This is a genomic window from Faecalibacterium sp. I4-1-79 (genome assembly GCF_023347235.1).
In the GTDB taxonomy this organism is placed as follows: Bacteria; Bacillota; Clostridia; order Oscillospirales; family Ruminococcaceae; genus Faecalibacterium; species Faecalibacterium tardum.
On record NZ_CP094467.1, the window covers coordinates 518,796 to 543,712 of the forward strand.

The 24,917-nt window shown below is 56.9% G+C and carries 19 protein-coding genes; 11 read left to right on the plus strand and 8 right to left on the minus strand.

What is annotated here, in order from left to right; translation table 11 throughout:
* Positions 1-3: 3 nt before the first annotated feature.
* Complete coding sequence (gene fabZ, locus MTP36_RS02505) at positions 4-474, plus strand: 3-hydroxyacyl-ACP dehydratase FabZ (protein WP_005921009.1); 471 nt, start codon at positions 4-6, stop codon at positions 472-474.
* Between the two features lie 87 nt (positions 475-561).
* Here the strand turns inward: fabZ and MTP36_RS02510 are convergent, their stop codons facing one another.
* Positions 562-1,608: a glycerophosphodiester phosphodiesterase gene (locus MTP36_RS02510; RefSeq protein ID WP_249253267.1), complete on the minus strand. Its 1,047-nt coding sequence runs from the start codon at positions 1,606-1,608 to the stop codon at positions 562-564.
* Between the two features lie 80 nt (positions 1,609-1,688).
* Entirely contained in the window at positions 1,689-3,128 is a 1,440-nt protein-coding gene (locus MTP36_RS02515; protein ID WP_249253277.1) for a 6-phospho-beta-glucosidase, read from the minus strand.
* 323 nt (positions 3,129-3,451) lie between these two features.
* Here MTP36_RS02515 and MTP36_RS02520 point away from each other — a divergent pair, with 323 nt between their 5' ends.
* The 5 genes from MTP36_RS02520 to MTP36_RS02540 all read left to right on the plus strand — a co-directional run bounded on the left by MTP36_RS02520 (position 3,452) and on the right by MTP36_RS02540 (position 9,125).
* Positions 3,452-4,321 (plus strand): phosphoribosylaminoimidazolesuccinocarboxamide synthase, encoded by an 870-nt coding sequence (locus MTP36_RS02520; RefSeq protein ID WP_112090827.1) that lies wholly within the window; start codon positions 3,452-3,454, stop codon positions 4,319-4,321.
* 161 nt (positions 4,322-4,482) lie between these two features.
* Positions 4,483-4,965: a MarR family winged helix-turn-helix transcriptional regulator gene (locus MTP36_RS02525; protein ID WP_118657852.1), complete on the plus strand. Its 483-nt coding sequence runs from the start codon at positions 4,483-4,485 to the stop codon at positions 4,963-4,965.
* Between the two features lie 29 nt (positions 4,966-4,994).
* Positions 4,995-5,141 (plus strand): hypothetical protein, encoded by a 147-nt coding sequence (locus MTP36_RS02530; RefSeq protein WP_155515372.1) that lies wholly within the window; start codon positions 4,995-4,997, stop codon positions 5,139-5,141.
* A 313-nt stretch (positions 5,142-5,454) separates the two neighbouring features.
* On the plus strand, positions 5,455-7,206 hold the full coding sequence (locus tag MTP36_RS02535) for an ABC transporter ATP-binding protein (protein ID WP_249253279.1): 1,752 nt from the start codon (positions 5,455-5,457) through the stop codon (positions 7,204-7,206).
* On the plus strand, positions 7,206-9,125 hold the full coding sequence (locus tag MTP36_RS02540) for an ABC transporter ATP-binding protein (RefSeq protein ID WP_249253281.1): 1,920 nt from the start codon (positions 7,206-7,208) through the stop codon (positions 9,123-9,125). Before MTP36_RS02535 ends, MTP36_RS02540 begins: the two co-directional genes overlap by 1 nt.
* Here the strand turns inward: MTP36_RS02540 and MTP36_RS02545 are convergent.
* Entirely contained in the window at positions 9,122-9,295 is a 174-nt protein-coding gene (locus MTP36_RS02545) for a hypothetical protein (RefSeq protein WP_249253283.1), read from the minus strand. The two genes, MTP36_RS02540 and MTP36_RS02545, sit on opposite strands and share 4 nt — an antisense overlap.
* Positions 9,296-9,373: 78 nt before the next feature.
* Here MTP36_RS02545 and MTP36_RS02550 point away from each other — a divergent pair, with 78 nt between their 5' ends.
* The gene (locus MTP36_RS02550; RefSeq protein WP_249253291.1) at positions 9,374-11,143 is read left to right on the plus strand and encodes a glycoside hydrolase family 2 protein; all 1,770 of its coding nucleotides are present in this window, start codon (positions 9,374-9,376) and stop codon (positions 11,141-11,143) included.
* 73 nt (positions 11,144-11,216) lie between these two features.
* On the opposite strand, the gene MTP36_RS02555 is transcribed toward MTP36_RS02550, so the two are convergent.
* From MTP36_RS02555 to MTP36_RS02575, 5 genes are all read right to left on the minus strand, one after another.
* Entirely contained in the window at positions 11,217-12,344 is a 1,128-nt protein-coding gene (locus MTP36_RS02555; protein ID WP_249253293.1) for a foldase, read from the minus strand.
* A gap of 35 nt (positions 12,345-12,379) precedes the next feature.
* Positions 12,380-15,895: a transcription-repair coupling factor gene (gene mfd, locus MTP36_RS02560; RefSeq protein ID WP_249253304.1), complete on the minus strand. Its 3,516-nt coding sequence runs from the start codon at positions 15,893-15,895 to the stop codon at positions 12,380-12,382.
* 370 nt (positions 15,896-16,265) lie between these two features.
* Positions 16,266-16,844 (minus strand): aminoacyl-tRNA hydrolase, encoded by a 579-nt coding sequence (gene pth, locus MTP36_RS02565; RefSeq protein WP_249253313.1) that lies wholly within the window; start codon positions 16,842-16,844, stop codon positions 16,266-16,268.
* Between the two features lie 133 nt (positions 16,845-16,977).
* The gene (locus tag MTP36_RS02570; protein WP_055185468.1) at positions 16,978-17,496 is read right to left on the minus strand and encodes a hypothetical protein; all 519 of its coding nucleotides are present in this window, start codon (positions 17,494-17,496) and stop codon (positions 16,978-16,980) included.
* A 24-nt stretch (positions 17,497-17,520) separates the two neighbouring features.
* On the minus strand, positions 17,521-18,279 hold the full coding sequence (locus MTP36_RS02575) for a DapH/DapD/GlmU-related protein (protein ID WP_249253315.1): 759 nt from the start codon (positions 18,277-18,279) through the stop codon (positions 17,521-17,523).
* Positions 18,280-18,696: 417 nt separating this feature from the next.
* On the opposite strand from MTP36_RS02575, the gene ppdK reads away from it, so the two are divergent.
* From ppdK to MTP36_RS02595, 4 genes are all read left to right on the plus strand, one after another.
* The gene (gene ppdK, locus MTP36_RS02580) at positions 18,697-21,363 is read left to right on the plus strand and encodes a pyruvate, phosphate dikinase (RefSeq protein ID WP_015537435.1); all 2,667 of its coding nucleotides are present in this window, start codon (positions 18,697-18,699) and stop codon (positions 21,361-21,363) included.
* Between the two features lie 118 nt (positions 21,364-21,481).
* Positions 21,482-22,399 (plus strand): hypothetical protein, encoded by a 918-nt coding sequence (locus MTP36_RS02585; protein WP_055185466.1) that lies wholly within the window; start codon positions 21,482-21,484, stop codon positions 22,397-22,399.
* Positions 22,400-22,666: 267 nt separating this feature from the next.
* Positions 22,667-23,239, plus strand: coding sequence for a hypothetical protein (locus tag MTP36_RS02590; RefSeq protein WP_155515371.1), 573 nt, complete (start codon positions 22,667-22,669; stop codon positions 23,237-23,239).
* Complete coding sequence (locus MTP36_RS02595; RefSeq protein ID WP_249253317.1) at positions 23,232-24,902, plus strand: DNA primase family protein; 1,671 nt, start codon at positions 23,232-23,234, stop codon at positions 24,900-24,902. Before MTP36_RS02590 ends, MTP36_RS02595 begins: the two co-directional genes overlap by 8 nt.
* The last annotated feature ends 15 nt before the right edge of the window (positions 24,903-24,917 follow it).

Genomic DNA, 24,917 nt, shown 5'->3' on the forward strand with positions numbered 1-24,917 from the left:
CCCATGGCAGAGCCTCGTACCGTGCGTGAAAACGCCAACACCCTGAGCAGTGTGCAGATCGCAGAAATTCTGCCCCACCGCTACCCCTTTGCCCTCGTGGACCGTGTTCTGGACTACGAGCCGGGGCAGTGGGCCATCGGCCGCAAGTGCGTCACCCGCAACGAGGAATTTTTCAACGGCCACTTCCCGGCGCAGCCGGTCATGCCCGGCGTACTGCTGCTGGAGGCGCTGGCACAGACCGGTGCTGTGGCAGCGCTGAGCCTGCCGGAAAATAAGGGCAAGCTTGCGCTGTTCGGCGGCATCAAGAGTGCCCGCTTCCGCAAGCAGGTCACCCCCGGGGACGTGCTCACCCTCCACTGCGAGCTGGTGCAGCAGCACGGCGCTGTGGGCGTAGGCAAGGCCTCGGCATGGGTGGACGGCAAGTGTGCCGTCACCGCAGAGCTGACCTTTGTGCTGACCGAAGCAGCAGAATAAAATGAATGCAAAAAGAGATAGGCGATCCCTTTTCGGGAAAGCCTATCTCTTTTTTGCTGGGGTTATTTGTGCTTATTCCAAGCTGGCTTACTCTGCGGCGGCTGTCCCGGCGTCTGCTTCAGCAGTGGGGGCAGACTCTGCCGTGGCGGTTTCGGTTGGGGCGGTCGCCGCCTGCTCCTTCTCCACCCACTCCCGCACACGGTCGGGGCGGTTGGTGATGTAGGCATCGGCGCTGGTGCGCAGCAGGCTGCGGACGGAATCTTCCGTATCCACCGTCCACAAAGACACCTTGATGCCCATCTCGTGCAGTTTGTCAATGAAACCGGCGTTTTTGTAGGCGGTGTGGTACTCGCAGCTGACCCACTCCGGCACAAAGTCCAGACTGCGGATGTAGGCGGGCAGATCTCGCTGCGCCATCAGGTTTTTGTAGATCTCGTTCAGGCTCTCGCCGGGAAAGTTTGCCCGCAGCATACTTACCTTATCGGTCATCCAGCGGGTCATCCAGCTGCAATTTTCCTCGTCGGCTGCGCTCTCCGGCAGGGCAGCATCCATGGCTTCCATGTCCTCTATGCCGTTGGTCAGTCCCAGATCCTTCCAGATGATGGGTGGCGGCAGCAGCATGCTTTCCAGCTCGCCGTATACCAGTGCACCTACCCGCAGTTCGGGCAGCAGCTGCTTAGCCTGCCGCAGCAGCGCGTGGTTGAAGGAAACAAGAATCACCTGTTTTACCATCTCGGTCTGCTGCAGCACCTCCAACACCCGGGGCACAAAGTCCGGGTCGTTGTTCATGGTGGATTTCAGCTCCAGATGCACGGTGCATCCCGGCATCTGCTTGCACAGCTCCATGGCTTCCTGCAGGGTGGCGATCTTTTCGTCCTGATAGATGGCGTCCTTCCAGCTGCCGAAATCCAGCTCTTTCAGATCGCCCATGGTCATATCGTAGATCTTGCCGGAAATATCCGTGTGCAGATCGATCATATAGTCATGGTGGATCACAAGCCCGGCGTCAATGGTCTGCTGTACGTCCATCTCTACGCCGTCCGCGCCAATCTCCATGGCTTTTTTAAAGGCTGTCAGGGTGTTTTCCGGTGCAAGATAGGAAGCACCGCGGTGTGCAATGATCTGTGGTGTCATAAATTTTCTCCGTTATCGGTTCGTCCTCACACGTTTACGCCCCGGCGCTGCCATACCGCAAACAGTGCCGGGGCGCTTGCTCAGGTCAGATCCTCGCCGTCTGAAGCGATGACCTTTTTATACCAGTAAAAACTGTCCTTCCGGCTGCGGGCAAGGGTGCCGTTGCCGTCGTTGTCCTTGTCCACATAGATAAAGCCGTACCGCTTTTTCATCTCGCCGGTGGAGGCGCTTACAAGGTCGATGGGGCCCCATGTGGTGTAACCCATCAGGGGCAGACCGTCCTCGTTGATGGCCTTTTCCATCTCCTCGATGTGCGCCCGCAGGTAGTCGATGCGGTAGCTGTCGTGGATGGAGCCGTCCGGCTCTACGGTATCCACCGCGCCCAGACCGTTTTCCACGATGAACATGGGCTTTTCGTACCGGTCGTAAATGGTGTTCAGGGTCACCCGCAGACCCACCGGGTCGATGGCCCAGCCCCACTCGCTGGTCTTCAGGTAGGGGTTCTTCACCGATGCCGACACAGCGTTGCCTTCCGCATTCTCTGCCGCCATCAGCTCCTTATCCACCGTGATGCAGCGGCTGGAATAGTAGCTGAAGGATACAAAATCCACGGTGCCCTCCCGCAGCGTGCGGTCGTCCTCGGGCTGTGTGTGCAGCTGCACCCCGGCGCGCTCCATCCGCTTTTTAGCCCACACGGGGTAAGCGCCGCGCACCTGTACATCGGTAAAGAAGTAGTTGTCCCGGTCTGCCTCCTGCGCCGCCCGCACATCCTCCGGGGCGCAGGTGCGGGGGTAGAACTGCCCTGCCGCCAGCATACAGCCCACCATGGCGTCCGGCATTTTTTCGTGCGCCAGCTTTACCGCCTTTGCGCTGGCCACCAGCTCGTGATGGGCGGCCTGATACTTGACCTGCTCCACATTTTCGCCGGGGTAGAATACCAGCCCTGCACCGGTAAAGGACAGGTGCAGCAGCATGTTGATCTCATTAAAGGTGAGCCAGTACTTCACCTTGCCTTTGAAGCGGTCGAACAGCACCTCGCAGTAGTGGACGTAGGCGTCCACCATGCGGCGGTCTTTCCAGCCGCCGTATTTTTTGATGAGGGCAATGGGAGTGTCAAAGTGACAGATGGTGACCAGCGGCTCGATGCCGTACTTATGGCACTCGTCAAAAATGCTGTCGTAGAAGGCCAGTCCTGCCTCGTTGGGCTGGGCGTCATCGCCGTTGGGCAGGATGCGGGTCCATGCAATGGACAGCCGGAAGCACTTGAAGCCCATCTCTGCAAACAGGGCGATATCCTCTTTATAATGGTGATACAGGTCAATGGCCTCGTGGCTGGGGTAGAAATGTGCGTCATCGCAGCCCAGCATTTCCATATAGCCCGTTGCCACCGGAAAACGGTCCGGGCCGAAGGGGGTCACGTCCACCGTTGCCAGACCCTTGCCGTCTGCCTGCCATGCACCCTCGCACTGGTTGGCGGCGGTAGCGCCGCCCCACAAAAAGCCCTTGGGAAATTTGCCCATACTCTTTACCTCCTTGTTTACTTTTGCGCCCCTGCGGAGCGCAGATATACTCATACTACTATGATACCGCAACCGGCGGCACTTGTCCATGACTGCATTTTGCAAAGGCGGGTGTATTTGGGGATAAAGTACGACTTTTATCGTCAAAACGCCGAAATTCCCTGCTGTTTTTTGCGCACTTTTCACGATAAAAACACAAAACTTGCCCGTTTTTCTTTTATTATGTTCCTTTTAAACCGCGCGGCAGTATGGTAAAATAGTAAGGTAAGAACTGCGCCGCGCTGCTGCGCTGCTGAGAACATGGAAAAATGGAGTGTTTGATTATGACAGAGTTCAAACCCATCAAAGAAGGCAAGGTCCGCGAGATCTACGACAATGGCGACAGCCTGATCATGGTTGCTACCGACCGCATTTCTGCGTTTGACGTCATCCTGAAAAACAAGGTCACCAAAAAGGGCACCGTGCTCACCCAGATGAGCAAGTTCTGGTTCGATTACACCCGCGATCTGCTGCCCAACCACATGTTGAGCGTGGATGTGCAGGATATGCCGGAGTTCTTCCGCCAGCCCCAGTTCACCGGCAACAGCATGATGTGCCGCAAGCTGACCATGCTGCCCATCGAGTGCATTGTGCGCGGCTACATTACCGGCAGCGGCTGGGCAAGCTACCAAAAGACCGGTAAGGTATGCGGCATCCAGCTGCCCGAGGGTCTGAAGGAGTCCGATAAGCTGCCCGAGCCCATCTACACCCCCTCCACCAAGGCAGAGATCGGCGACCACGACGAGAACATCTCCTACGAGCAGAGCATCGACGTGCTGGAGAAGCAGTTCCCCGGTCACGGTCTGGAGTACGCCACTAAGCTGCGCGACTACACCATTGCCCTGTACAAGAAGTGCGCCGAGTATGCACTGTCCCGCGGCATCATCATTGCCGATACCAAGTTCGAGTTTGGTCTGGACGAGGACGGCAACGTGGTGCTGGGCGATGAGATGCTGACCCCGGACTCCTCCCGCTTTTGGCCGCTGGAGGGCTACGAGCCGGGTCACAGCCAGCCCTCCTTCGACAAGCAGTTCGTGCGCGACTGGCTGAAGGCCAACCCCGACAGCAACTACGACCTGCCGCAGGATGTCATTGACAAGACCATTGCCAAGTATCTGGAGGCTTACGAGCTGCTGACCGGCAAAAAGCTGTAAGCGTATCCCGTATCCATAAAAATCAAGGCTGCTGCGGAAAATTTTCCGCAGCGGCCTTTTTTGCACCCACCTCTTGACATTGAGCAGGGAGATGAGTAATATATGTATCGTATCAAACAGTTTCACATCGAACGATTTGACCGAAACAGAGGAAAACCATTATGTGTACACAACACCCTATTGAAGAGCACTGCAAGCTGGACCCGCCGTGGGATGGGCCGCAGGTTATTCCCGCCCAGCTGCGCCGGGTGGATAACCTGATCTTCCGCAGGCTGAACCAGTTTTCCCGCGCCAACGGGGTAGAACAGACCACCCCCATGCACGGGTGGATCATCGAGTATCTCTACCGCCACCGGGACGAGCCGGTGTTCCAGCGGGACATCGAGAGGGAGTTTTCCATCACCCGCTCCACCGTGACGAACATTTTGCAGCTGATGGAGCGCAAAGGCTACATCCGGCGGCAGAGCGTGCCGCAGGACGCCCGGCTCAAGCAGCTGGTTTTGACCGAGGAGGGCATCCAACGGCACGAAAAGACCCTGCTTTCCTTCCACCAGACCGACGATTATGTGGCCGGACTGCTGACCGAGGAGGAGAACGCAGAGCTGCTGCGGCTGCTGAACAAGCTGCGGGAGGCGTTGAAATAACGTTGCTTGCCGAGGGATGTTCTCTTTTGGTGGCAAAAGAGAACCAGAAAACCACCAGCGATTTCGACGCGCTGGAGCCACGAAAAAGGGGCTGCTCGCCCCTTTTAACCCCAAAGAAGTGGGCTACACCGGAAAAAACTGAAGATTCACGCCTGTTCGGCGTGAAGATCTTTTAACCGTTTTTTCCGGCTCCGCCGATTTAAAGCCCCTCAGTCTCGCTACGCTCGACAGCTCCCCCCGGGGGAGCGGGTACGCCCGAAAACTTTGCGGGTTAGCCTAAGACTTTCCCACCATGCCAAAGGCTCCCTCCCAGAGGGAGCTGTCGCCGCAGGCGACTGAGGGAGTTCAGCTACCTTTTCCGTCAAAGCGCCGAAAAAGGACTTGCTAAATTAGCAATTATGAACATTTTGCGAAACGTCTTGACATTTAAATTGTTTTGTATAAAATTGTTTTGTAACAAACAAATAAATTCAACAGGAGGGAACTCAGATGATCAAAAAGCTTGTGTCGCATCTGGGCGAGTATAAAGCCGCCTCGATCAAGACACCGCTCTTTGCTGCGCTGGAAGCCATTATGGATGTGCTGCTGCCCACCATCATGGCCTTTATCATCGATCAGGGCATTGAAAAGGGCGATATGAACGCCATCATCCGCTACGGCCTGCTTACCTTTCTGGTGGCAGCCATTGCGCTGGTGCTGGGCGTGCTGGCGGGCAAGTACGCCGCCGAGGCATCCACCGGCTTTGCCGGAAATCTGCGCGATGCCATGTATGAAAACATCCAGCATTACTCTTTTTCCAACATCGACAAATTTTCCACGGCAGGTCTTGTCACCCGCATGACCACCGACGTGACCAACGTGCAGAACGCCTTCCAGATGATTTTGCGCATGTGCGTGCGCGCCCCGGTGCATCTGGTGTTTGCAATGTTCATGGCTGTGGTCATCGGTGGCCCGCTGTCGCTGGTGTTCGTGGTGGCGGTGGCCTTTCTGGTGGCGGTGCTGGCTGCCATCATGATCCCCACCTTCCACATCTTTGACCGTGTGTTCAAGAACTACGATAACCTCAACGCCTCGGTGCAGGAGAATGTTTCTGCCATCCGCGTGGTAAAAAGCTTTGTGCGCGAGGGCTTCGAGAACGAAAAATACACTGCCGCCTGCGAGAGCCTGTACAAGCAGTTCGTCAACGCGGAAAGCCGCCTGAGCTTCAATAACCCCGCTATGCTGGTGGCGGTGTACGGCTGCAACATCGCGCTGAGCTGGTTCGGCGCAAAGTATGTGCTGCACGGTGCCATTACCACCGGCCAGCTGAACGCCCTGTTCGGCTATATCATGAACATCCTCATGGCACTGATGATGCTGAGCATGGCCTTTGTCATGATCGCCATGTCCGCCGCTTCTGCCAAGCGTATCGTGGAGGTGCTGGACGAGCACACCGACCTGCCCCCGGCAAAGCAGCCGGTGCAGCAGGTGGCAGACGGCAGCATCCAGTTTGACCACGTTACCTTCAAGTATAAGCACGGCAGCGGTCAGCCGGTGCTGAACGATATCAGCTTTACCATCCAGCCCGGCGAGACGCTGGGCATCATCGGCGGCACCGGCAGTGCAAAGTCCAGTCTGGTGCAGCTGATCCCCCGCCTGTACGATGCCGAGAGCGGCACCGTGCGTGTGGGCGGCGTGGACGTGCGGGATTATAACCTTGACGTGCTGCGCCGCGAGGTCTCCATGGTGCTGCAGAAGAATGTGCTGTTCAGCGGCACCATTCTGGATAACCTCCGCTGGGGCGATGCCAACGCCACCGAGGAAGAGTGCATCCGCATGGCAAAACTGGCCTGCGCGGATGAATTCATCCAGCGCTTCCCGGATAAGTACAATACATGGATCGAACAGGGTGGCTCCAACGTGTCCGGCGGCCAGAAGCAGCGCCTGACCATCGCCCGCGCCCTGCTGCGCAAGCCCAAGGTGCTGATCTTGGACGACTCCACCAGCGCCGTGGATACCGCGACCGATGCCAAGATCCGCAAGGCCTTCCGGGAGGAGATCCCCGGCACGACCAAGATCATCATTGCACAGCGTATTTCCTCGGTGCAGGATGCAGACCGCATTCTGGTGCTGGAGAACGGTCAGATCAACGGTCTGGGTACCCACGCAGAGCTGCTGGCGACCAACGCCATCTATCAGGAGGTCTACAACAGCCAGACGCAGGGCGGCGGCGATTTTGACAAGCAGGGAGGTGCGCAGTAATGGCAGTAAAAGAAGTACATGGCCCCGGCCCGCGGGGCGCACGGGGGCCGCGCCCCAAGGTGGAAAACCCGGGCAAGCTGCTCAAGCGCATTATGGATGAAGTGTTCCGCAACTATCTGCCTCACTGCATCCTTGTGCTTATCTGCATCGTGGTCAGCGCGCTGGCCAATGTGCAGGCCAGCCTGTTCTTGCAGACTTTGATGGACGATTACATCGTGCCCATGACCCGCCAGCAGAACCCCAGCTTTGCACCGCTGGCGGGTGCACTGGTGCGGATGTGCTGCATCTACCTTGTGGGTATTCTGGCCGCATGGGCCAACGCCCGCATTATGGTCAACGTAACGCAGGGCACGCTGCGCAATCTGCGCACCAAGCTGTTCACCCACATGGAAAGCCTGCCCATCCGGTATTTTGATACCCATCCCCACGGCGATATCATGTCCGTGTACACCAACGACGTGGATACCCTGCGCCAGATGCTCAGCCAGAGCATCCCGCAGCTGGTGTCCAGCGTCATCACCATCGTATCCGTGTTCTTCAGCATGTGCATGCTCAGCTGGCAGCTGACCATCGTTACCATGCTCATGGTGGCGCTGATGCTGTTCTGCTCCAAGCAGATCGCAGAAAGCTCCTCCAAGTACTTCATCCAGCAGCAGCGGGATCTGGGCAAGGTGAACGGCTACATCGAGGAGATGATGGAGGGCCAGAAGGTGGTCAAGGTGTTCACCCACGAGCAGCAGACCCTTGCCGGCTTCCGTGCGCTGAATGACCAGCTGAAGGAAAGCGCCAAGCAGGCCAACGCCTTCTCCAACATCATGATGCCGGTCAACGCCCAGCTGGGCAACATCAGCTATGCCATCTGCGCACTGACTGGTGCAGCCATGGCTGTGGGCGGCGTTGGCGGCATGACCCTTGGCACCGTGGTGGCTTTCCTCAGCCTGAACAAGGGCTTCAATATGCCCATCAGTCAGGTGTCCATGCAGGCCAACAGCGTCATCATGGCACTGGCCGGTGCCGAGCGCATCTTCAAGATGATGGACGAGCCCAGCGAGACCGACGAGGGCTATGTGACGCTGGTGAACGCCAAGTACGACCGCAACGACCAGCTGGTGGAAACTGCCGAGCGCACCGGCCTGTGGGCGTGGAAGCACCCCCACCACGACGGCACCGTTACCTACCACAAGCTGGCGGGCGATATCACCTTTACGGACGTAGACTTTGGCTATGTGCCGGAAAAGACGGTGCTGCATGACATCAACCTGTATGGCCGTCCGGGGCAGAAGATCGCCTTTGTCGGCTCTACCGGTGCGGGCAAGACTACCATTACCAACCTGATCAACCGCTTCTACGATATTCAGGACGGCAAGATCCGCTACGACGGCATCAACATCCACAAGATCAAAAAAGCCGACCTGCGCCGCTCGCTGGGCATCGTGCTGCAGGACACCCACCTGTTTACCGGCACGGTGATGGAGAACATCCGCTACGGCCGGTTGGAGGCCACCGATGAAGAGTGCATCGCCGCCGCCCGCCTTGCCAACGCCGATGGCTTTATCAAGCGCCTGCCGGAGGGCTACAACACCATGCTGACCGGCGATGGCGCCAACCTCTCGCAGGGACAGCGTCAGCTGCTTGCCATTGCCCGCGCAGCCGTTGCTGATCCCCCGGTGCTGATCCTGGACGAGGCGACCTCCTCCATTGATACCCGCACCGAGGCGCTGGTGCAGCGCGGCATGGACGGCCTGATGTACGGCCGCACCAGCTTTGTCATCGCGCACCGCCTGTCCACCGTCCGCAATGCAGACTGCATCGTGGTGCTGGAGCAGGGCCGCATCATCGAGCGCGGCAGCCACGACGAGCTGATCGCCAAAAAGGGCAAGTATTACCAGCTTTATACCGGTAATCTGGCCGAGAACTAAGCAATTTCCAACCTTCTCACAAAGCCGCCGCACAGCCATGCCGCCGTGCGGCGGCTCTTTTTTACTCCTATGAAGAAGCAATTCTGGAAAATCCGCAGATTTTCCAGAATTGCAAATATAAAAATAATTTTCCGCTGAAGATGGCCAAAGCGCACGCGGCGGCCATTCAAAATCGTCCGCTCCCCGGTATACAAACGCCCCGGGCTGTGCTAGAATGGAGCAAACGAGTAGAAAAGGCTGGTGAGTGTATGCATCCTTTGACGGAATATCCCCGCCCCGCCATGCGCCGGGACAGCTACGAGAACCTGAACGGCCCGTGGCAGTACGCCATCACCGCCTCGGCACAGCGCCCGGCGGGCTGGGACGGTGAGATCTTAGTGCCCTACGCGCCGGAGTGCCGCGCCTCCGGGGTGGGGCGCACATTGCAGCCCGGGCAGTGGCTGCACTACCACCGATATTTTGCGCCGCCCGCCGGGACGGGCGGACGGGTGCTGCTGCATTTCGGTGCAGTGGACTACGCCTGTGCCGTGCAGGTGAACGGCCATCTGGTGGGCGGTCACCGGGGCGGCTACTGGCCCTTTACGCTGGATATCACCGCGCAGCTCAACGGCACAGGCCGCAACAGCCTGTGGGTGGCGGTGCAGGACCCCACCGGCCACGGCACACAGGCGCGGGGCAAGCAGACCTTGCAGCCCGGCGGGATGTTCTACCCCGCGCAGAGCGGCATCTGGCAGACCGTCTGGCTGGAGCGCGTGCCGGAAAATTACATCCAGTCTCTCACCGTTACGCCGGACTACGATGCCCGCACCGTGACCGTGAAAGCCCATACCTCTGCACCCGGCGGCGCGGCGAACCTGTGGGCTGTAGTGCGCGCCGGGGGCGTGACCATTGCCGAGGACTGGGGCAGCGATGAGGCCGGCCAAGACGGTGAGGTGACGCTGCATATTGCGGACGAGTATTTCTTCCCATGGAGTCCGGACACGCCCTTTTTGTACGACCTGACCGTGGGCACCACGCAGGGAGAGGAAGAACAGTTCGACACTGTGCACAGCTACTTTGCCCTGCGCAAGTGGAGCTGCGCACCGGACGCAAGGGGCGTGCTGCGCTTTTGCCTGAACGATAAGCCTATCCTGCTCAACGGCCTGCTGGATCAGGGCTACTGGCCGGAGGGACTGTACACCCCGCCCTCGGATGCGGCGGTGGAGCGGGAGCTGAGCGAGGTAAAGGCGCTGGGCTACAACCTGCTGCGCAAGCACGCAAAGATCGAGCCGCAGCGCTGGTACTACCACTGCGACAGGCTGGGGCTTGTAGTCTGGCAGGATATGGTCAACGGCGGCAGTAAGTATAACCTGTGGTTCGTCACCTACCTGACCAATGTTTTGCAGCCGCTTATGCGCCGCCTGCCGGACAAGGCGGCGCTGTGGGGGCTGCTGAGCCGGGGGAGCGAAAGCAGCCGCACCGAATACCGCCGGGAGCTGGAAGATACGGTACAGGCGCTGCGCTGTCACCCCTGCGTGGGCTGCTGGGTGCCCTTTAACGAGGGCTGGGGACAGTACGATGCCGCCGGGGCGGTGCAGGCCATCCGCGCGCTGGACGACACCCGTCTTGTGGACGAAGCCAGCGGCTGGTACGATCAAGGCGGCGGGGATGTATACTCCCTGCACAACTACTTCTACCCCCTGCGGGTGCGCCCGCAGACCCGCACCATAGCCCTGAGCGAGTACGGCGGCATTGCATGGCCCATGCCCGGGCACGAGCCGCCCCGCAAGACTTACGGCTACGGCACGGCCAAAAGCCGGGAGGAGCTGACCGCCCGCTACAAAAAATTGCAGCTGGGCACGGTGCTGCCGCAGCTGCAAAAGGGGCTTTCGGCGCTGGTATACACCCAGCTGACCGACGTGGAGGACGAGGTGAACGGCCTGTTCACCTACGACCGCACCGCCATCAAGCCGGACGCCAACGCCGTCCGCTCGGTGAACGCCGCCCTTGCCGCAGAGTTTGCAAAAGTAATAAAATAAAAACAACGCCCGGGTTTTCCACCTCCCGCAGAAAGGATGTGGAAAACCCGGGCGTGTTGTTTTTACAAAGCCATTAGCTGTTGGCGCTGTTGGCGCTGGTGGCGTTCACGATCTTGGCGGCGGGCAGCTTGCTCATGGCAGAGCTGCTCAGGCTGTTATCCAGCTGAGCACCGTAGGCGGCAAGGGCGTCGTCCAGCTCCTCGCCCTTCAGGTCGCTCAGGATCTGGCTGCGCAGAGCATCCAGCGTGGAAACGCCCAGCGGGTCCAGACGGACGGCCAGCATCAGGGCGTAGCCGGAGTACTGGATGGCGGCTGCCTGCCCGTAGGCAAGGCCGCGCAGGGTATCGGCGGCACCCTCCTGCGTAAAGGCATCGGTCAGGTCGCTTTCGCTCAGCAGGTCGGTCTGCAGGGTGCTGGTGGAGGGAACCTCTGCGTCCAGCACGGCGCAGATATCGGTCAGTGCGCTGCTTGCGATGCTGTTAAAGACGGTCAGTTGGCTGGAAGTGTCCTCCGGGGCAGCGGCGTTGTAGCTGTCCGCAGCCTTCTGGGCAAGGGAGAGCATCTCGGCCTTCTGGTCGTCGCTGGCAAAAGCAAAGGTGCTGGTGTTGTACAGGGGCACGGTGATAAAACCGATCTCGTACATGGTGCTGTCCAGATGCTCGGTCAGCTCGCCGTCCTCCACAGGGGTCTCGCCGTCCTTGCCGTAGACAAGATCCAGCAGCAGGGTGTGCTTGTATTGCAGCTGCTGGAACAGCTTCAAGGTCTCCAGCCCGATGCCGTTGGCGGTGTAGGCATCGCCGTAGTTGTCCATCAGCTGCTGGGCGTAGCTGTCGGCGGCAGACTTCTGCTCCTCGGTCAGCTCACCGCCCAGTTCAGTAAAGCGGGCATCCACGGCGGCAAGGGTCTGCAAAGTCTCAAGGGTCTTTTGTGCCACATAGTCCTTTACCACGGCGGTCTCGCCGGTGTCGGCATCGGTGGTGATGGTGGCCTTGAGGAAGGACTTTACCTTGCTGGTGTCCTGCTCAGAGCCTGCCAGCTGCGCAGCCTGCTGGTAGGCATCGTACTGCGCCAGCAGATACAGGCCGCTGGTCACCTCAAAATCGCCGATCTTGCCCACGGTGTCCGGGGTGGAGAGTGCGCAGCCCACAAGGCTGACGGTCAGTGCAAGTGCGCATACCAGCGCAAGCAGTTTCTTTTTCATGCGTTTTGCTCCTTGTTTGTTTTTATAAAACCTGCTCAGTCACGTTTGCGCGTGCCAGCTCCCCCTGTTTGGGGCGCTTTTTCGCGTTCGGTGCCGGTCAGGATATCTGCCATTGCTTTCAGGATGTTTTGCAGCAGTTCCAGCGGCTTTTCGTCCGGCTGTAATACCACCGAGAGATAGGGCTTTGTGCCCGCGCCGGCGGTGACACGGCCATTGAAAGCCTGTAACAGGCCGCGGATCATGGCAAGGTCCAGCGTTTCCAGATTCAGCACAAGGGTATCCTTCTTCTGGGTCACCTCATACACGCCCACGGCAGCGGCCTGTACGCGGACAAGGGAGACGTTGACCAGATCGCTCACCGAGGGCGGCGGGTCGCCGTAGCGGTCGATAAGCTCGTCCAGCACATCGGCGGCGTCCTCCGGGGTCTGGATGGCGGCAATGCGCTTGTAGGCTTCGATACGTCCTGCGCCGTCCGGGATATACTTTTCCGGGATAAAGGCGTCCACCCGCAGGTCCACAAGACAATCGCTCTTGTCCCGCTGGACGGGCTCGCCCCGCGCCCGGGCAATGGCCTGTCCCAGCATTTTAACGTAGAGGTCGTAGCCCACGGCTTCCATGTGGCCGTGCTGGCTGTGCCCCAGCAGACTGCCTGCGCCGCGAATCTGCAAATCCCGCATGGCGATGCGGAAGCCCGAGCCAAAAGCGGTGAACTCCCGGATGGCAGAAAGCCGCTTCTGGGCGATATCGGTCAGGGTCTTGTCCCGGCGGAAGGTAAAGTAGGCGTAGGCCTTGCGGCCGGAGCGCCCCACCCGCCCACGGATCTGGTACAGCTGCGCCAGACCCATGCGGTCGGCGTCCTCAATGATGAGGGTGTTGCAGTTGCGCACATCAATGCCGGTCTCAATGAGAGTGGTGCAGACCAGAATGTCGATCTCGCCGTTCAGCAGGTGCTGCCATACGGGGTTCAGCTCCTCCTCGGTCATCTTGCCGTGGGCAATACCCACCCGCGCCCCCGGCACCATCTGGCTGACATGGGCGGCGCAGGCTTCAATGTTGTCCACCCGGTTGTGCAGGTAGTACACCTGCCCGCCCCGGGCAAGCTCCTTCTTCATAGCTTCGGCCAGAATAACGTCGTTGTATTCCAGCACAAAGGTCTCCACCGGCTGCCGCTCAATGGGCGGCTGCTCGATGGTGGAAAGATCCCGGATGCCGCTCATTGCCATGTTCAATGTGCGGGGAATGGGGGTGGCCGACAGGGTGAGCATATCCACCCCGATGAAGTTTTCCTTCAGCTTTTCCTTGTGCTTTACGCCAAAGCGCTGTTCCTCGTCGATGATGACAAGGCCGAGGTCGTGGAACTTCACATCTTTGGACAGCAGCCGGTGGGTGCCCACCACGATATCCACGCTGCCGGCCTGTAAGCCGCGTAACGTCTCCTTTTGCTGTTTTGCGGTGCGGAAGCGGGACAGCATCCCGATCTTCACCGGGAAGGCCTCCATGCGGGAGAGCAGGGTGTTGTAGTGCTGCCACGCCAGCAGGGTGGTGGGGGCCAGCAGGGCGCATTGCTTGCCGCCCATGATGCACTTGAAGGCGGCGCGCAGCGCCACCTCGGTCTTGCCCACGCCCACATCGCCGCAGAGCAGCCGATCCATGGGGTAACCCTTTTCCATGTCCTGCTTGATCTCGGCGGTGGCGTGCAGCTGGTCGTCGGTCTCGTCGTAGTCAAAGCGGGTCTCAAAGTCCCGCTGCCAGTCGCCGTCCGGCGGGAAGGCGTAGCCCGTGGCCTGACGGCGGCGGGCGTAAAGCTCGATCAGCTCCTGCGCCATCTCCTCGGTGGCTTTTTTCACCTTGGCGCGGGTGCGCTGCCACTCGGTGCCGCCCAGCTTTGCCAGCTTTACCTTTTCCTCATCGCCGGGGGCGGTGTAGCGGCTGAGCAGATCCAGCTGGGTCACCGGCACATACAGCACGTCCGAGCCGGAATACTGCACCTTGAGGTAGTCCTTGGTAGCGCCCTGCACCTCCAGCCGCTGGATACCGGCGTACATCCCGATGCCGTGGCTCTGGTGCACCACATAGTCCCCGGGCTTGATGTCCGAAAGGCTGGACAGGGCGTTTTTGTTCTTCTTGCGCTTTTTGGCTTCGGCGGCGGCTTCCTCGTCCAGCCCGTGGCGGCGGCTGGAAAGCACCGCCGCATGGGCAAAGGGGAAGGTGCACCCGGCGGTCAAGTGCCCGGGCAGCACCTGCAAAATGCCCTTGGCGGGGCGCACATCCCGGCTCATGCTCACGGCGTAGCCCTTGTCGGCAAGGTCGCGGGTCAGAGCGGCTGCGCCCTTGGGTGTGCCGGCAAACAGGGTGATGGCGTAGCCTTGGGCAATGAGCGGGTCTAAGTCCTCCCGCAGGGAGGCAAGGTCGCCGTTCCAGTTGGGGGCGGCAAAAGCCTCGGCGTTGATGAGGTCTTTCAGCTTGAACTCGTTCATCCCGCGCAGGAAATTCTCGCACAGCAGGGTGCTGTGGTTCTGGGCGGCAATGACAAGATCGTCCATGGTCTGGTACAGCACATCCAGCCCGGGGCAGAGTACGCCTTCTTCCAGCAGTCCGGTCAGCTCCTCGCTGCGGCGGAACTCAGTGGCCTTTTGGGCATCCCGGATGCCGCCAACTTCATCCAGAATGAACAGCGGCGCGTCCAGATGGTCCAGCAGCGTGGCGGGGGCGGGGTAGCGGATGCCGTAATATTTATCCATAGCCTCCGGCATCAGGCCGGAATCCAGCTGGGAAAGATCGGCTTCGGTGGCCTTTTCCAGCGCGGTGCGGTGCTTGCCGCGCGCCTTTTTGATGGCGCTGCGCAGCGCCTCGGCAGTCTCGGCGGTGCTGCCGAACAGCACCTCGCGGGCAGGGGAGAGGTATATTTTTTCCAGTGCGCCGTCCCGCCGCTGGGTCAGCAGGTCAAAGGAGGACATGGAGTCGATCTCGTCGTCCCAGTACTCCACGCGGGCGGGCTGACGCATATCCGGCGCGTAGATATCCACGATATCGCCGCGCACGCTGAACTGTCCCGGGCCGTCCACCTGACTGCGCCGCACATACCCGGCGGCAAACAGCCGCGCTACCAGTGCTTCGCGGTTATACACCATGCCGGGCTTTAAGGTCAGGGTATTCTGGATGAATTCAGCCCGGGGCACGGTGTACTGCAAAAGCGCTTCGGCGGGCACGCAGACGGCCTGCAGTCGCCCGCCCGCCAGTGCGCCCAGCACCGAAAGGCGGCGGTACTCATACTCGCGGCCTGCGCCCTCCACCGGGCGCAGCATAAAGTCCCGGGGCGGGAACACCGCAGCAGTAAGCCCCAGCGCCTTGAGGTCGTCCGCAAAGTGGGTGGCCTCGGCTTCGCCGGGGGTCACGATGCAGAGCACCCGCCCAAGGTCTTTTTGCAGGGCGGCATACAGCAGCGCCCTGCCTGCGGGCGGCAAGCCGAACAGCGCCGCCGGCCCGGCAGAGCCAAAGCTTGCGGCGACCTTCTGATATTCCGGGGTGGCCTTGAGTAAGGCTTCGTACATGGAAAAACCTCCTTTCCTGTCAGGATGCGGGAGAATAACGATTTTGAATATCCTCCGCTTATCGGGTTGCGGCACCCAGCATCCGCAGCGTGCCTTGGGCGGCACGTGCGTCTTGCTGGCCGCTGCCCCAACAACTCCTCCCTGTTTCCGCCACTGGCGGCGGTCGTCGTCGTTGCGCTCTGGATATTTTCAGCGGAAGAATTATTTATAATTTCGCGTTTGGAGCGACCGCGTTTGCGGAGCGCAGCGTAGCAATGAAAGCCCCAGTGGGGCTTTTAAGCGGCAGAGCGGTCTGCGCTAGCAGATGGAGGGGCTTTGCCCCGACAAGCTCTGCGGAGCGCTCCAAACGCATTTTTACGAGTGGGGGCGTTTACCCGTTATACTTGCTCTGTGCCAGACTGAGCTTGCCGTCCATGATAAGCTTTGCGGCGGCTTCAAGGTCAGAGTAGCGGTCGGCGATGGCCTTGGCGTCCTCGGGCGGGAACTTGCCCAGCACCCATGCGGCAAGGTCGTAGTCCGGGTGGGGCTTTGCGCCGATGCCGATGCGGATGCGGGGGAAATTCTCCCCGCCCAGCCGGGCGATGATGCTCTTCAGGCCGTTGTGCCCGCCCGCAGAGCCGGAGGGACGGATGCGCAGCTTGCCGGGTGCCTGCGTAATGTCATCGCACAGCACCAGCACATGGTCGGCAGGAATCTTGAAAAAGCCCGCCATAGGGGCGATGGAATCGCCGGAGAGGTTCATGTAGGTCAGGGGCTTCAGCAGCACTACCTTGTGGCCGTCCACCTCGCCCTGTCCCCACAGGCCTTGGAACTTGGTCTTGCCCACAGAGATGTTCCACTTGTCGGCCAGCGCGTCCAGCGCGGCAAAACCGGCGTTGTGGCGGGTGCCATCGTACTTTGCTTCGGGGTTGCCCAGCCCTGCAATGAGCCAGATATCGGTTTCATTCATGATATGATAATACCTTTTCCTGATAATAGTGTGATACAACATCTAAGTATAACATACGCGCGCGCAAAAAGATATACATTATAAGCAAAAAATACCCCCGTGCCGCAGGGCACAGGGGCAGAGAAGCATTATATTACAGGTTCAGCGTGATGGCAGAGGCTTTCCAGCGACCGTCCTCCTTCACCATGGTGATGGTGCCGGATACCTGCGCGGCGGTGCTGTCCGTGGAGGTCAGCAGGGCGGCGGAAAAGTCGTAGCAGTTTTCTGCCCCGGCGCGCTTTTTCAGGGTGAGGTCAGCGGGCACCAGCTTATCACCGGATTGCCCTGCCAGCGCAGTGATGCGGGTGGGCAGACGGTTTGCCATGACTTTATCAAGGCAGTCGGCTGTCATGGCATCGCCCAGCTGCGCCTGAAGAAAGGCGTACAGGCCATCGGTGTCCACAGCAGCAAGCCCCGGTTCACTGCCGGCGGGCGCGGCGGCATCCACGGCCTGCTCTACGGCAGAGGAGCAGGAGAGCAGCTGCTGCACCACGAACTCGGCCTGCTTTTTGGCGGGGTCGCTGCGCAGACGGGTCAGGGCAAACACGGCGGCAATGGCCGCGAAGAAAAGGACAAGGCTCAGCGCCTGCTTGCGAAAGCTTTCAGACTTCATACGTAGCTCCCTTCCGGCAGAGCGTTACTTGCTCTGCTCGTTTTCCAGCTTCTGCTTTTTGGCGATGTAGGCTTCCATCTTGGGCTCTGCCCAGCCGTCCAGATTGGTCTGGCGCTCCCGGGCAATGCCCAGTGCCTGTGCGGGCACATCCTTGGTGATGGTGCTGCCGGCGGCGGTATAGGCACCATCGCCCACCTTGACCGGGGCCACAAGGTTGGTGTTGCAGCCGATGAAGCAGTAGTCGCCGATCTGGGTGCGGAACTTATCCTTGCCGTCGTAGTTGCAGGTGACGGTGCCGCAGCCGAAGTTGCAGTACTTGCCCACATCGCTGTCGCCGATGTAGGTCAGGTGGCTCACGGTGTTGCCGCGGGCAAAGTTGGAGTTCTTGGTCTCCACATAGGCACCCAGATGCACGCCGTAATCGGTGACAGTGTTCACCCGCACATGGGTGAAGGGGCCGATGTTGTTGTGGGGGCCGATATGGCTGCCGTAGATCTGGCTGGCGTTCACGGTAGTGCCCTCGTCCACGGTGCTGTCCTCGATCAGGGTGTTGGGACCGATGACGCAGCCTGCGCCGATGACCGTCTTGCCCCGCAGGATGGTGCCTGCAAGAATGACAGCACCCGGGGCAATGACCACCTCCGGGGCAATCTGCACGGTGCGGCTGTCAATGACCACGCCGTTTGCAATGTGCTGCACAAGGATGTCCTCACGGGCAGCCTCGGCGGCGTCCAGCTGTGCCAGAGCAGCGGCGCGGGCCTGCTCAGAAATAGGATTCTGCATGAAAAAAATCTCCCTTCCCACCAAAGCGCGCGGCGGAAGAGAGGCAGAAAAGGCGACCGGAAAATTGTTGCCTGTCCGCCCCAGCACCCCGCTGCGGAAAGCTTTGTTCCGACAAAATAGAATTTGAAAAGTTACAGGGATAGAAAGTTGTATCCAACAGGACGAGAAATCGCGTGTACAAACAAAAAACCTCTCGAACTTTCTCCCATTCTATACTACCTTAAAACTTGGCAAATTTCAAGGGATTTGCATAAAAAATAACAGACAAATTCGGGATTTTGCATGGTGGAAAGGAATGGATTTTCTGGTATAATAGTTTAGCATTCATAAAACAATGTTCATCGTACGTTCAAGACAAGGCAAACGATGAGACCGCGGCCGCCATGCCGCCGGTCACGAATGGGAGGTAAACAACGCATGAGCAAAAAGTATCTGTACTACTTCAGCGAAGGCAATGAAGCTTTCGGCGGTGACAAGGTCACCATGAAGAACACGCTGGGCGGCAAGGGTGCCGGTCTGGCCGAGATGACCGCAGCCGGTATGCCGGTGCCGCAGGGCTTCACCATCACTACCGACGCCTGCACCCAGTATTACGCAGACGGCCGTCAGATCAATGACGAAATTACTGCTGACATCTTTGAGCACCTCAAGGGCTTGGAGAAGATCACCGGCAAGAAGTTCGGCGACAACACCAACCCCCTGCTGGTCTCCGTCCGTTCCGGCGCACGTCAGTCCATGCCCGGTATGATGGACACCATCCTGAACCTGGGCCTGAACGACGAGGCTGTTGAGGGTCTGGCTAAAAAGACCGGCAACACCCGCTTTGCATACGACTGCTACCGCCGCTTCGTGCAGATGTTCGCCGACGTCGTTATGATGGTCCCGAAGAGCCTGTTCGAGGTCGAGATCGACAAGATGAAGGAAGCCAAGGGCGTCAAGAACGACGTTGACCTGACTGCTGATGACCTGAAGGAACTGGTCGGCACCTTCAAGAAGATCTACGAGGAGAACGAAGGCCGTCCCTTCCCGCAGGATCCCCGTGATCAGCTGATCGAGGCTGTCAAGGCCGTGTTCCGCAGCTGGGATAACCCCCGTGCAAACGTCTACCGTAAGATGAATGAAATCCCCTACGAGTGGGGCACCGCTGTCAACGTGCAGCAGATGGCCTTTGGTAACTCCGGCGACCGTTCCGGCACCGGCGTTGCATTCACCCGTGACCCCGCCACCGGCGCTAAGAAGCTGATGGGCGAGTACCTGATCAATGCACAGGGCGAGGACGTTGTTGCCGGCGTGCGCACTCCTTCTCCCATCAGCCACCTGAAGGATCAGATGCCTGAGGTGTACGATCAGTTTGTCGAGATCGCTACCCGTCTGGAGAACTACTTCCGCGATATGCAGGATATGGAGTTCACCATCGAGGACGGCCACCTGTATATGCTGCAGACCCGTAACGGCAAGCGTACCGCACAGGCTGCTCTGCAGATCGCCTGCGATCTGGTGGACGAGGGCATGATCACCGAGCAGGAGGCTGTCCTGCGCGTGGAGCCCAAGCAGCTGGATACCCTGCTGCATCCCCAGTTCGATGCTGCTGCCCTGAAGGCCGCAGAGGTCGTCGGCAAGGGTCTGGCAGCTTCTCCCGGTTCTGCCTGCGGCCAGATCGTCTTTACTGCTGAAGAGGCAGAGGAGATGGTCAAGTCCGGCAAGATGAAGAAGGTCGTTCTGGTGCGTCTGGAGACCAGCCCCGAGGATATCGTGGGTATGCAGGTCTCTCAGGGCATCCTGACCGTCCGCGGCGGCATGACCAGCCACGCAGCCGTTGTTGCCCGTGGTATGGGCACCTGCTGTGTCTCCGGCTGCGGCAACGACAACGAGGTCAAGATCGATGAGGAGGCAAAGACCTTCGAGATCAACGGCCACAAGTTCGTTGAGGGCGACTGGATCTCCATCGACGGCTCCACCGGCAACATCTACGGCGAGCAGGTCGCAACCGTGGCAGCTACCGGCAACAAGAACTTCAACCGCTTCATGGGCTGGGCAGACGCAGCTCGTCAGCTGCTGGTCATGACCAACGCTGATAACCCGCGTGACGCACAGCAGGCAGTGGATCTGGGTGCTGAGGGCATCGGCCTGTGCCGTACCGAGCACATGTTCTTCGCTGAGGACCGCATCAAGGCTGTCCGCGAGATGATCTGCGCACGCACCGTGGAAGAGCGCGAGGCTGCTCTGGCCAAGGTCGAGCCGTTCCAGCAGGGTGACTTCGAGGCCATGTACCGCATCATGGGTGAGCGCCCGATGACCATCCGTTATCTGGACCCGCCCCTGCACGAGTTCCTGCCCACCAAGGACGAGGACATCAAGGAACTGGCTGCCGACATGGGCATGACCTACGAAGACCTGAAGAACGTGGTTGCTTCTCTGCACGAGTTCAACCCCATGATGGGTCACCGTGGCTGCCGTCTGGCTGTTACCTACCCTGAGATCGCTGCTATGCAGACCCGCGCTGTGATCAAGGCTGCTCTGAACGTCTCTGCTGAGACCGGCCATGTGATCACCCCGCACATCATGATCCCGCTGGTCGGCGAGGTCAAGGAGCTGAAGTTCGTCAAGGACGTTGTCGTCAAGGTTGCTGACGAGCTGATCGCTGCTGCTGGCGTTGACATGAAGTATCAGGTCGGTACCATGATCGAGATCCCCCGTGCAGCCCTGACTGCCGGCGAGATCGCCAAGGAGGCTGAGTTCTTCAGCTTCGGCACCAACGACCTGACCCAGATGACCTTCGGCTTCAGCCGTGATGACGCTGCCAAGTTCCTGGGTGCATACTACGAGAACAAGATCTACGAGAGCGATCCGTTCCAGCATCTGGATCAGGTCGGCGTCGGCAAGCTGGTCAAGATGGCTGCTCACGACGGCCGTGAGACCCGCCCCGATCTGGGTCTGGGCATCTGCGGCGAGCACGGCGGCGACCCCACGAGCGTGGAGTTCTGCCACAACGTCGGTCTGGACTACGTCAGCTGCTCTCCCTTCCGTGTGCCTATCGCACGTCTGGCTGCTGCTCAGGCTGCTATCAAAAATCCCAGAAAGTAAGATTGTTGCATGAAAATGCACTAATCGTGCAAAACATGGGAAGATAAACGTATGATAAACCCTCCCCGGTGAAACTGAATGGTTTTGCCGGGGAGGGTTTGTTTTTTAGGAGGAAACTATGGAATTGTCAGAAGGCGAAAAAATTATACAGGAAGCAATTAGAAGAAAAAAAGAGGATGAAAAAAGAGAGCGAAAGTGCAATCAAGAACTAAAAAAATGGGATGAAGTATATAAAGAAATCGTTTCACGATATGAAAATGTAAAGGAATCTCAGGAGACATTGACATTTCAAGAATACTGCCTGAAACAGTGGATGCGAAAAAATGGAGTTGAATTGAAGATATGTAAGATCACGGACGCAAAGGTTCAAAACTATCTTGATGAACAAGCAAAGAATAATGCTAAAAATAATAAGGCAGAAGATCCTGAATATAACCTTGACGTAAGAGAGAAAAGAGAAAAAATAGGAAAGGAAATTAAAAAGAAACTCAAAATTATCATCGGAAATGAATATAAGAAATTGGTTACAATGATAGCGGATAAAACACTGCTTACAGCATCAAATATGGTGTTCTTTGATTTGCTTTTAGAGAGAAAAGAAGATGAATGGAAGAACTTTGTAGATAGACGTGAAAATCAACTTACATATCAGTTAGTGCAGTATCAGCTATCGGACATTGTGCTAGAAGAAATAATAATTAGAGGTTTTCAATCATTATGGGAGAATAAGGCAATGCATTTTAGTAAGAAGGCGATGATGACTAGGATGCAAGACCTTTTAATTGAAGAAAAAATGGAACTGACAAAATCCAAGACATGGATTTTGATTGAGGCAATGTATAATACAATAACAGATTTTGATAATAATTATGATAGAAAAGAGAATAAAGCAGTATTTGATTTTGTGGATGGAGAACTAGAAAGCTGTATGGAGAAAATTACATACTGCTTAGAGACAATTGATTATGATATGGCTCATGATATGAAAAAGGAAGTGATACGCCAGTTAAAGCGGTATGAGAAGAAAAACGAATGAAAGGGTGTACGGATGAAAAAAGTTTTTAACTGATATATATGAAGTAATGTTGCAGAATGTTGAAAAAATAAGGACGGTTTTTGTATATTGAATTGAAGAAACAACAAATAGTATCAATATATGAACGGAATATGAACAACGGTGCTCTTTTTTGAAAAAGAGCACCGTTGTTTTTTACGTGAAGCTGAAAGCAGGGCTGAGTATAATCATACCTGCAAACGACAGATACATTGTCGAAGCAAATTATTATTTATTTGGGAGGTCATAATGATGACACAGAAAAGCAACGAAGAAATCTACAAATCACTGAGCGAGGAGGAACGCAATGTTACAGTGACCAGTGTTGAATTGACTGACAAGGCATTCAAAGGAAAAACTGACTACTCAGCTATTGCTCGATTAAATGGTAAGGTAGTCTTCCGTGAAGGAGAATATTTCTCCACCCTTGAGGGACTTCAGCTTTTTGTTTTCAAGAATGGAAAGCAGATCACGGCCTACAATTGGAAAATTGAGGATGGAACTAAGAACTTTCGGATTCTGTACAGCACGAAAACCGACAAATCTGGAAAAATCTTCTTCGGCCTTATTCTCAGAGGAGATGTACCAATCATCGTTGGTCATACCGAAGATATTGAACAGGAGACTCACTACGAGCTTTTGGTTCATGCTTGGGATACGGAAACTGGATACATCTGGGTTGGTGACAACCAGGATGGTGGACTGACGAGAATTGATTATCTCATTTCTGGCAATACGACAGGTAAGCAGAACTTCATCGAGAATCTTATCGCGCAAAGCTACGTTCAGAAAACTTCTAAGGAGGAAGAAAAGCATGAATAAAGCCGAATTCAAGGAAAAACGAAAGAAATTGCTTGAGCAGCGTGTCCGGCCGACTGAAGGGACAGAAGCTGTGTCCGCATGGGATTACGATTTCAATGATTCTAATGAAGTTCTCCAGTCTGGTGAGGTTGAGCTATTAGAGAATATGACGTCGATTGTCCCTGAGGATAGACCGAAGACCGGCGAGATATTTAAGGAGAAACGGAACAAGACACGGCATAAGTTGGATGCGCCGATACTCTCCGAACAGTTTTCGGACTATCCCGGTTCTCTCAATGCGAGAGATGCAGTACCACCAATGGTCTTGATGATGGATGACGTACCAGATGATGTGCAGAAAAGCACATTGTCTGATCCAGTAAGTCTTCCAACACCAGAACTGGCCGTCAAGAAAGTTTCTAAAGATCAGTCCCTCGTGGACTTGACAAGGAAAGTGAAAAAAAACGTCCACATCATTTCCTATGGAAATACGCTGTATTATTACAACAACTATTACTACACACAGCTTGATGCAAAGCAACTGATCAAGCTATATCGTAAGTATGTGGACTATGAACTCAATCATGAATCCAGCCTCCATGGGTATAAGGATCTCTACGAGTGTTTCTTGACGGATCCCCAAATTGAGTGCAGTGAATCGGAAAATGGGCCGATTTATGCACCTTTGAAAAATGGTGTCTTTGAACTTGTAGAGTGGAAGCTTCACCCACACAGTCCTGATCAAATAACCTTTACCTATATTAATGCAAAATACGATCCTGACGCAAAATGCCCGATATTTGAGGGCTATTTGCATCAGGTCACGGGCGGTGATCCCCAGCTGATGGAGCGATTTTGGATGGTAATCGGGTATTTGCTTATCTATCCTGCACGGGGAAAGTTTTTCATTTTCATGAAAGGCGTCGGAAATAGCGGTAAGAGCGTTCTGGGAAGCTTTATCAAACACCTGTACCCCAAAGAATCCATCAGCAATATCAAGCTCAAGCAGCTGACAAACCAATTTGGGATGGCATCCCTGGCAACTTCCGTCATCAATTTTGACATGGACATGTCCAGTTCCAAAATCAACGAGGAAGCGGCCTCCCGGCTGAAACAAATCACCGGAGGAGATTCAATGAATATTCCACGAAAATATCGCGATGATGCGTTGCTGGAAAGACGAATTAAGTTTGTCTTTTCTAGTAATCACCCGCTCTCCATTGACGGAGACGATGATGCTTTTCTGAAGCGTATCGTATATCTGCCCTTTAATTATGCAATCCCGGATAATCAGCAAGACCCGGATTTGGGAGACAAAATCTGGGCCGAGCGGGACGCCATTGTTACAAAGGCACTGTATTATGCGCGAAAGCTTGTACAATACAACTACATCTTCCCGGAGATTCCCTATGTGGACAGTGCGAAATATTCGCCTGTAAAAATGTTTGTGCAGGAGCGTTGTGATATAAGTGATATGGATGCAATGACTGCATTGGATGACTTGTACAATGCCTATCTGCACTTTTGCAAGGAGAAGAACATAGGAGTGTGCAAAGACTCGGATCTCAGAAATGCGTTGAAAGCTATGGGGTTTGAACACATACGTTCCAGATGTCCGGGCAATGACATGGTTATCCGCAGGAATGCTGTGTCAGCGTTCCGGGGTATCCGCCTTCGTCCGTAACGTCTGAATTTTCGA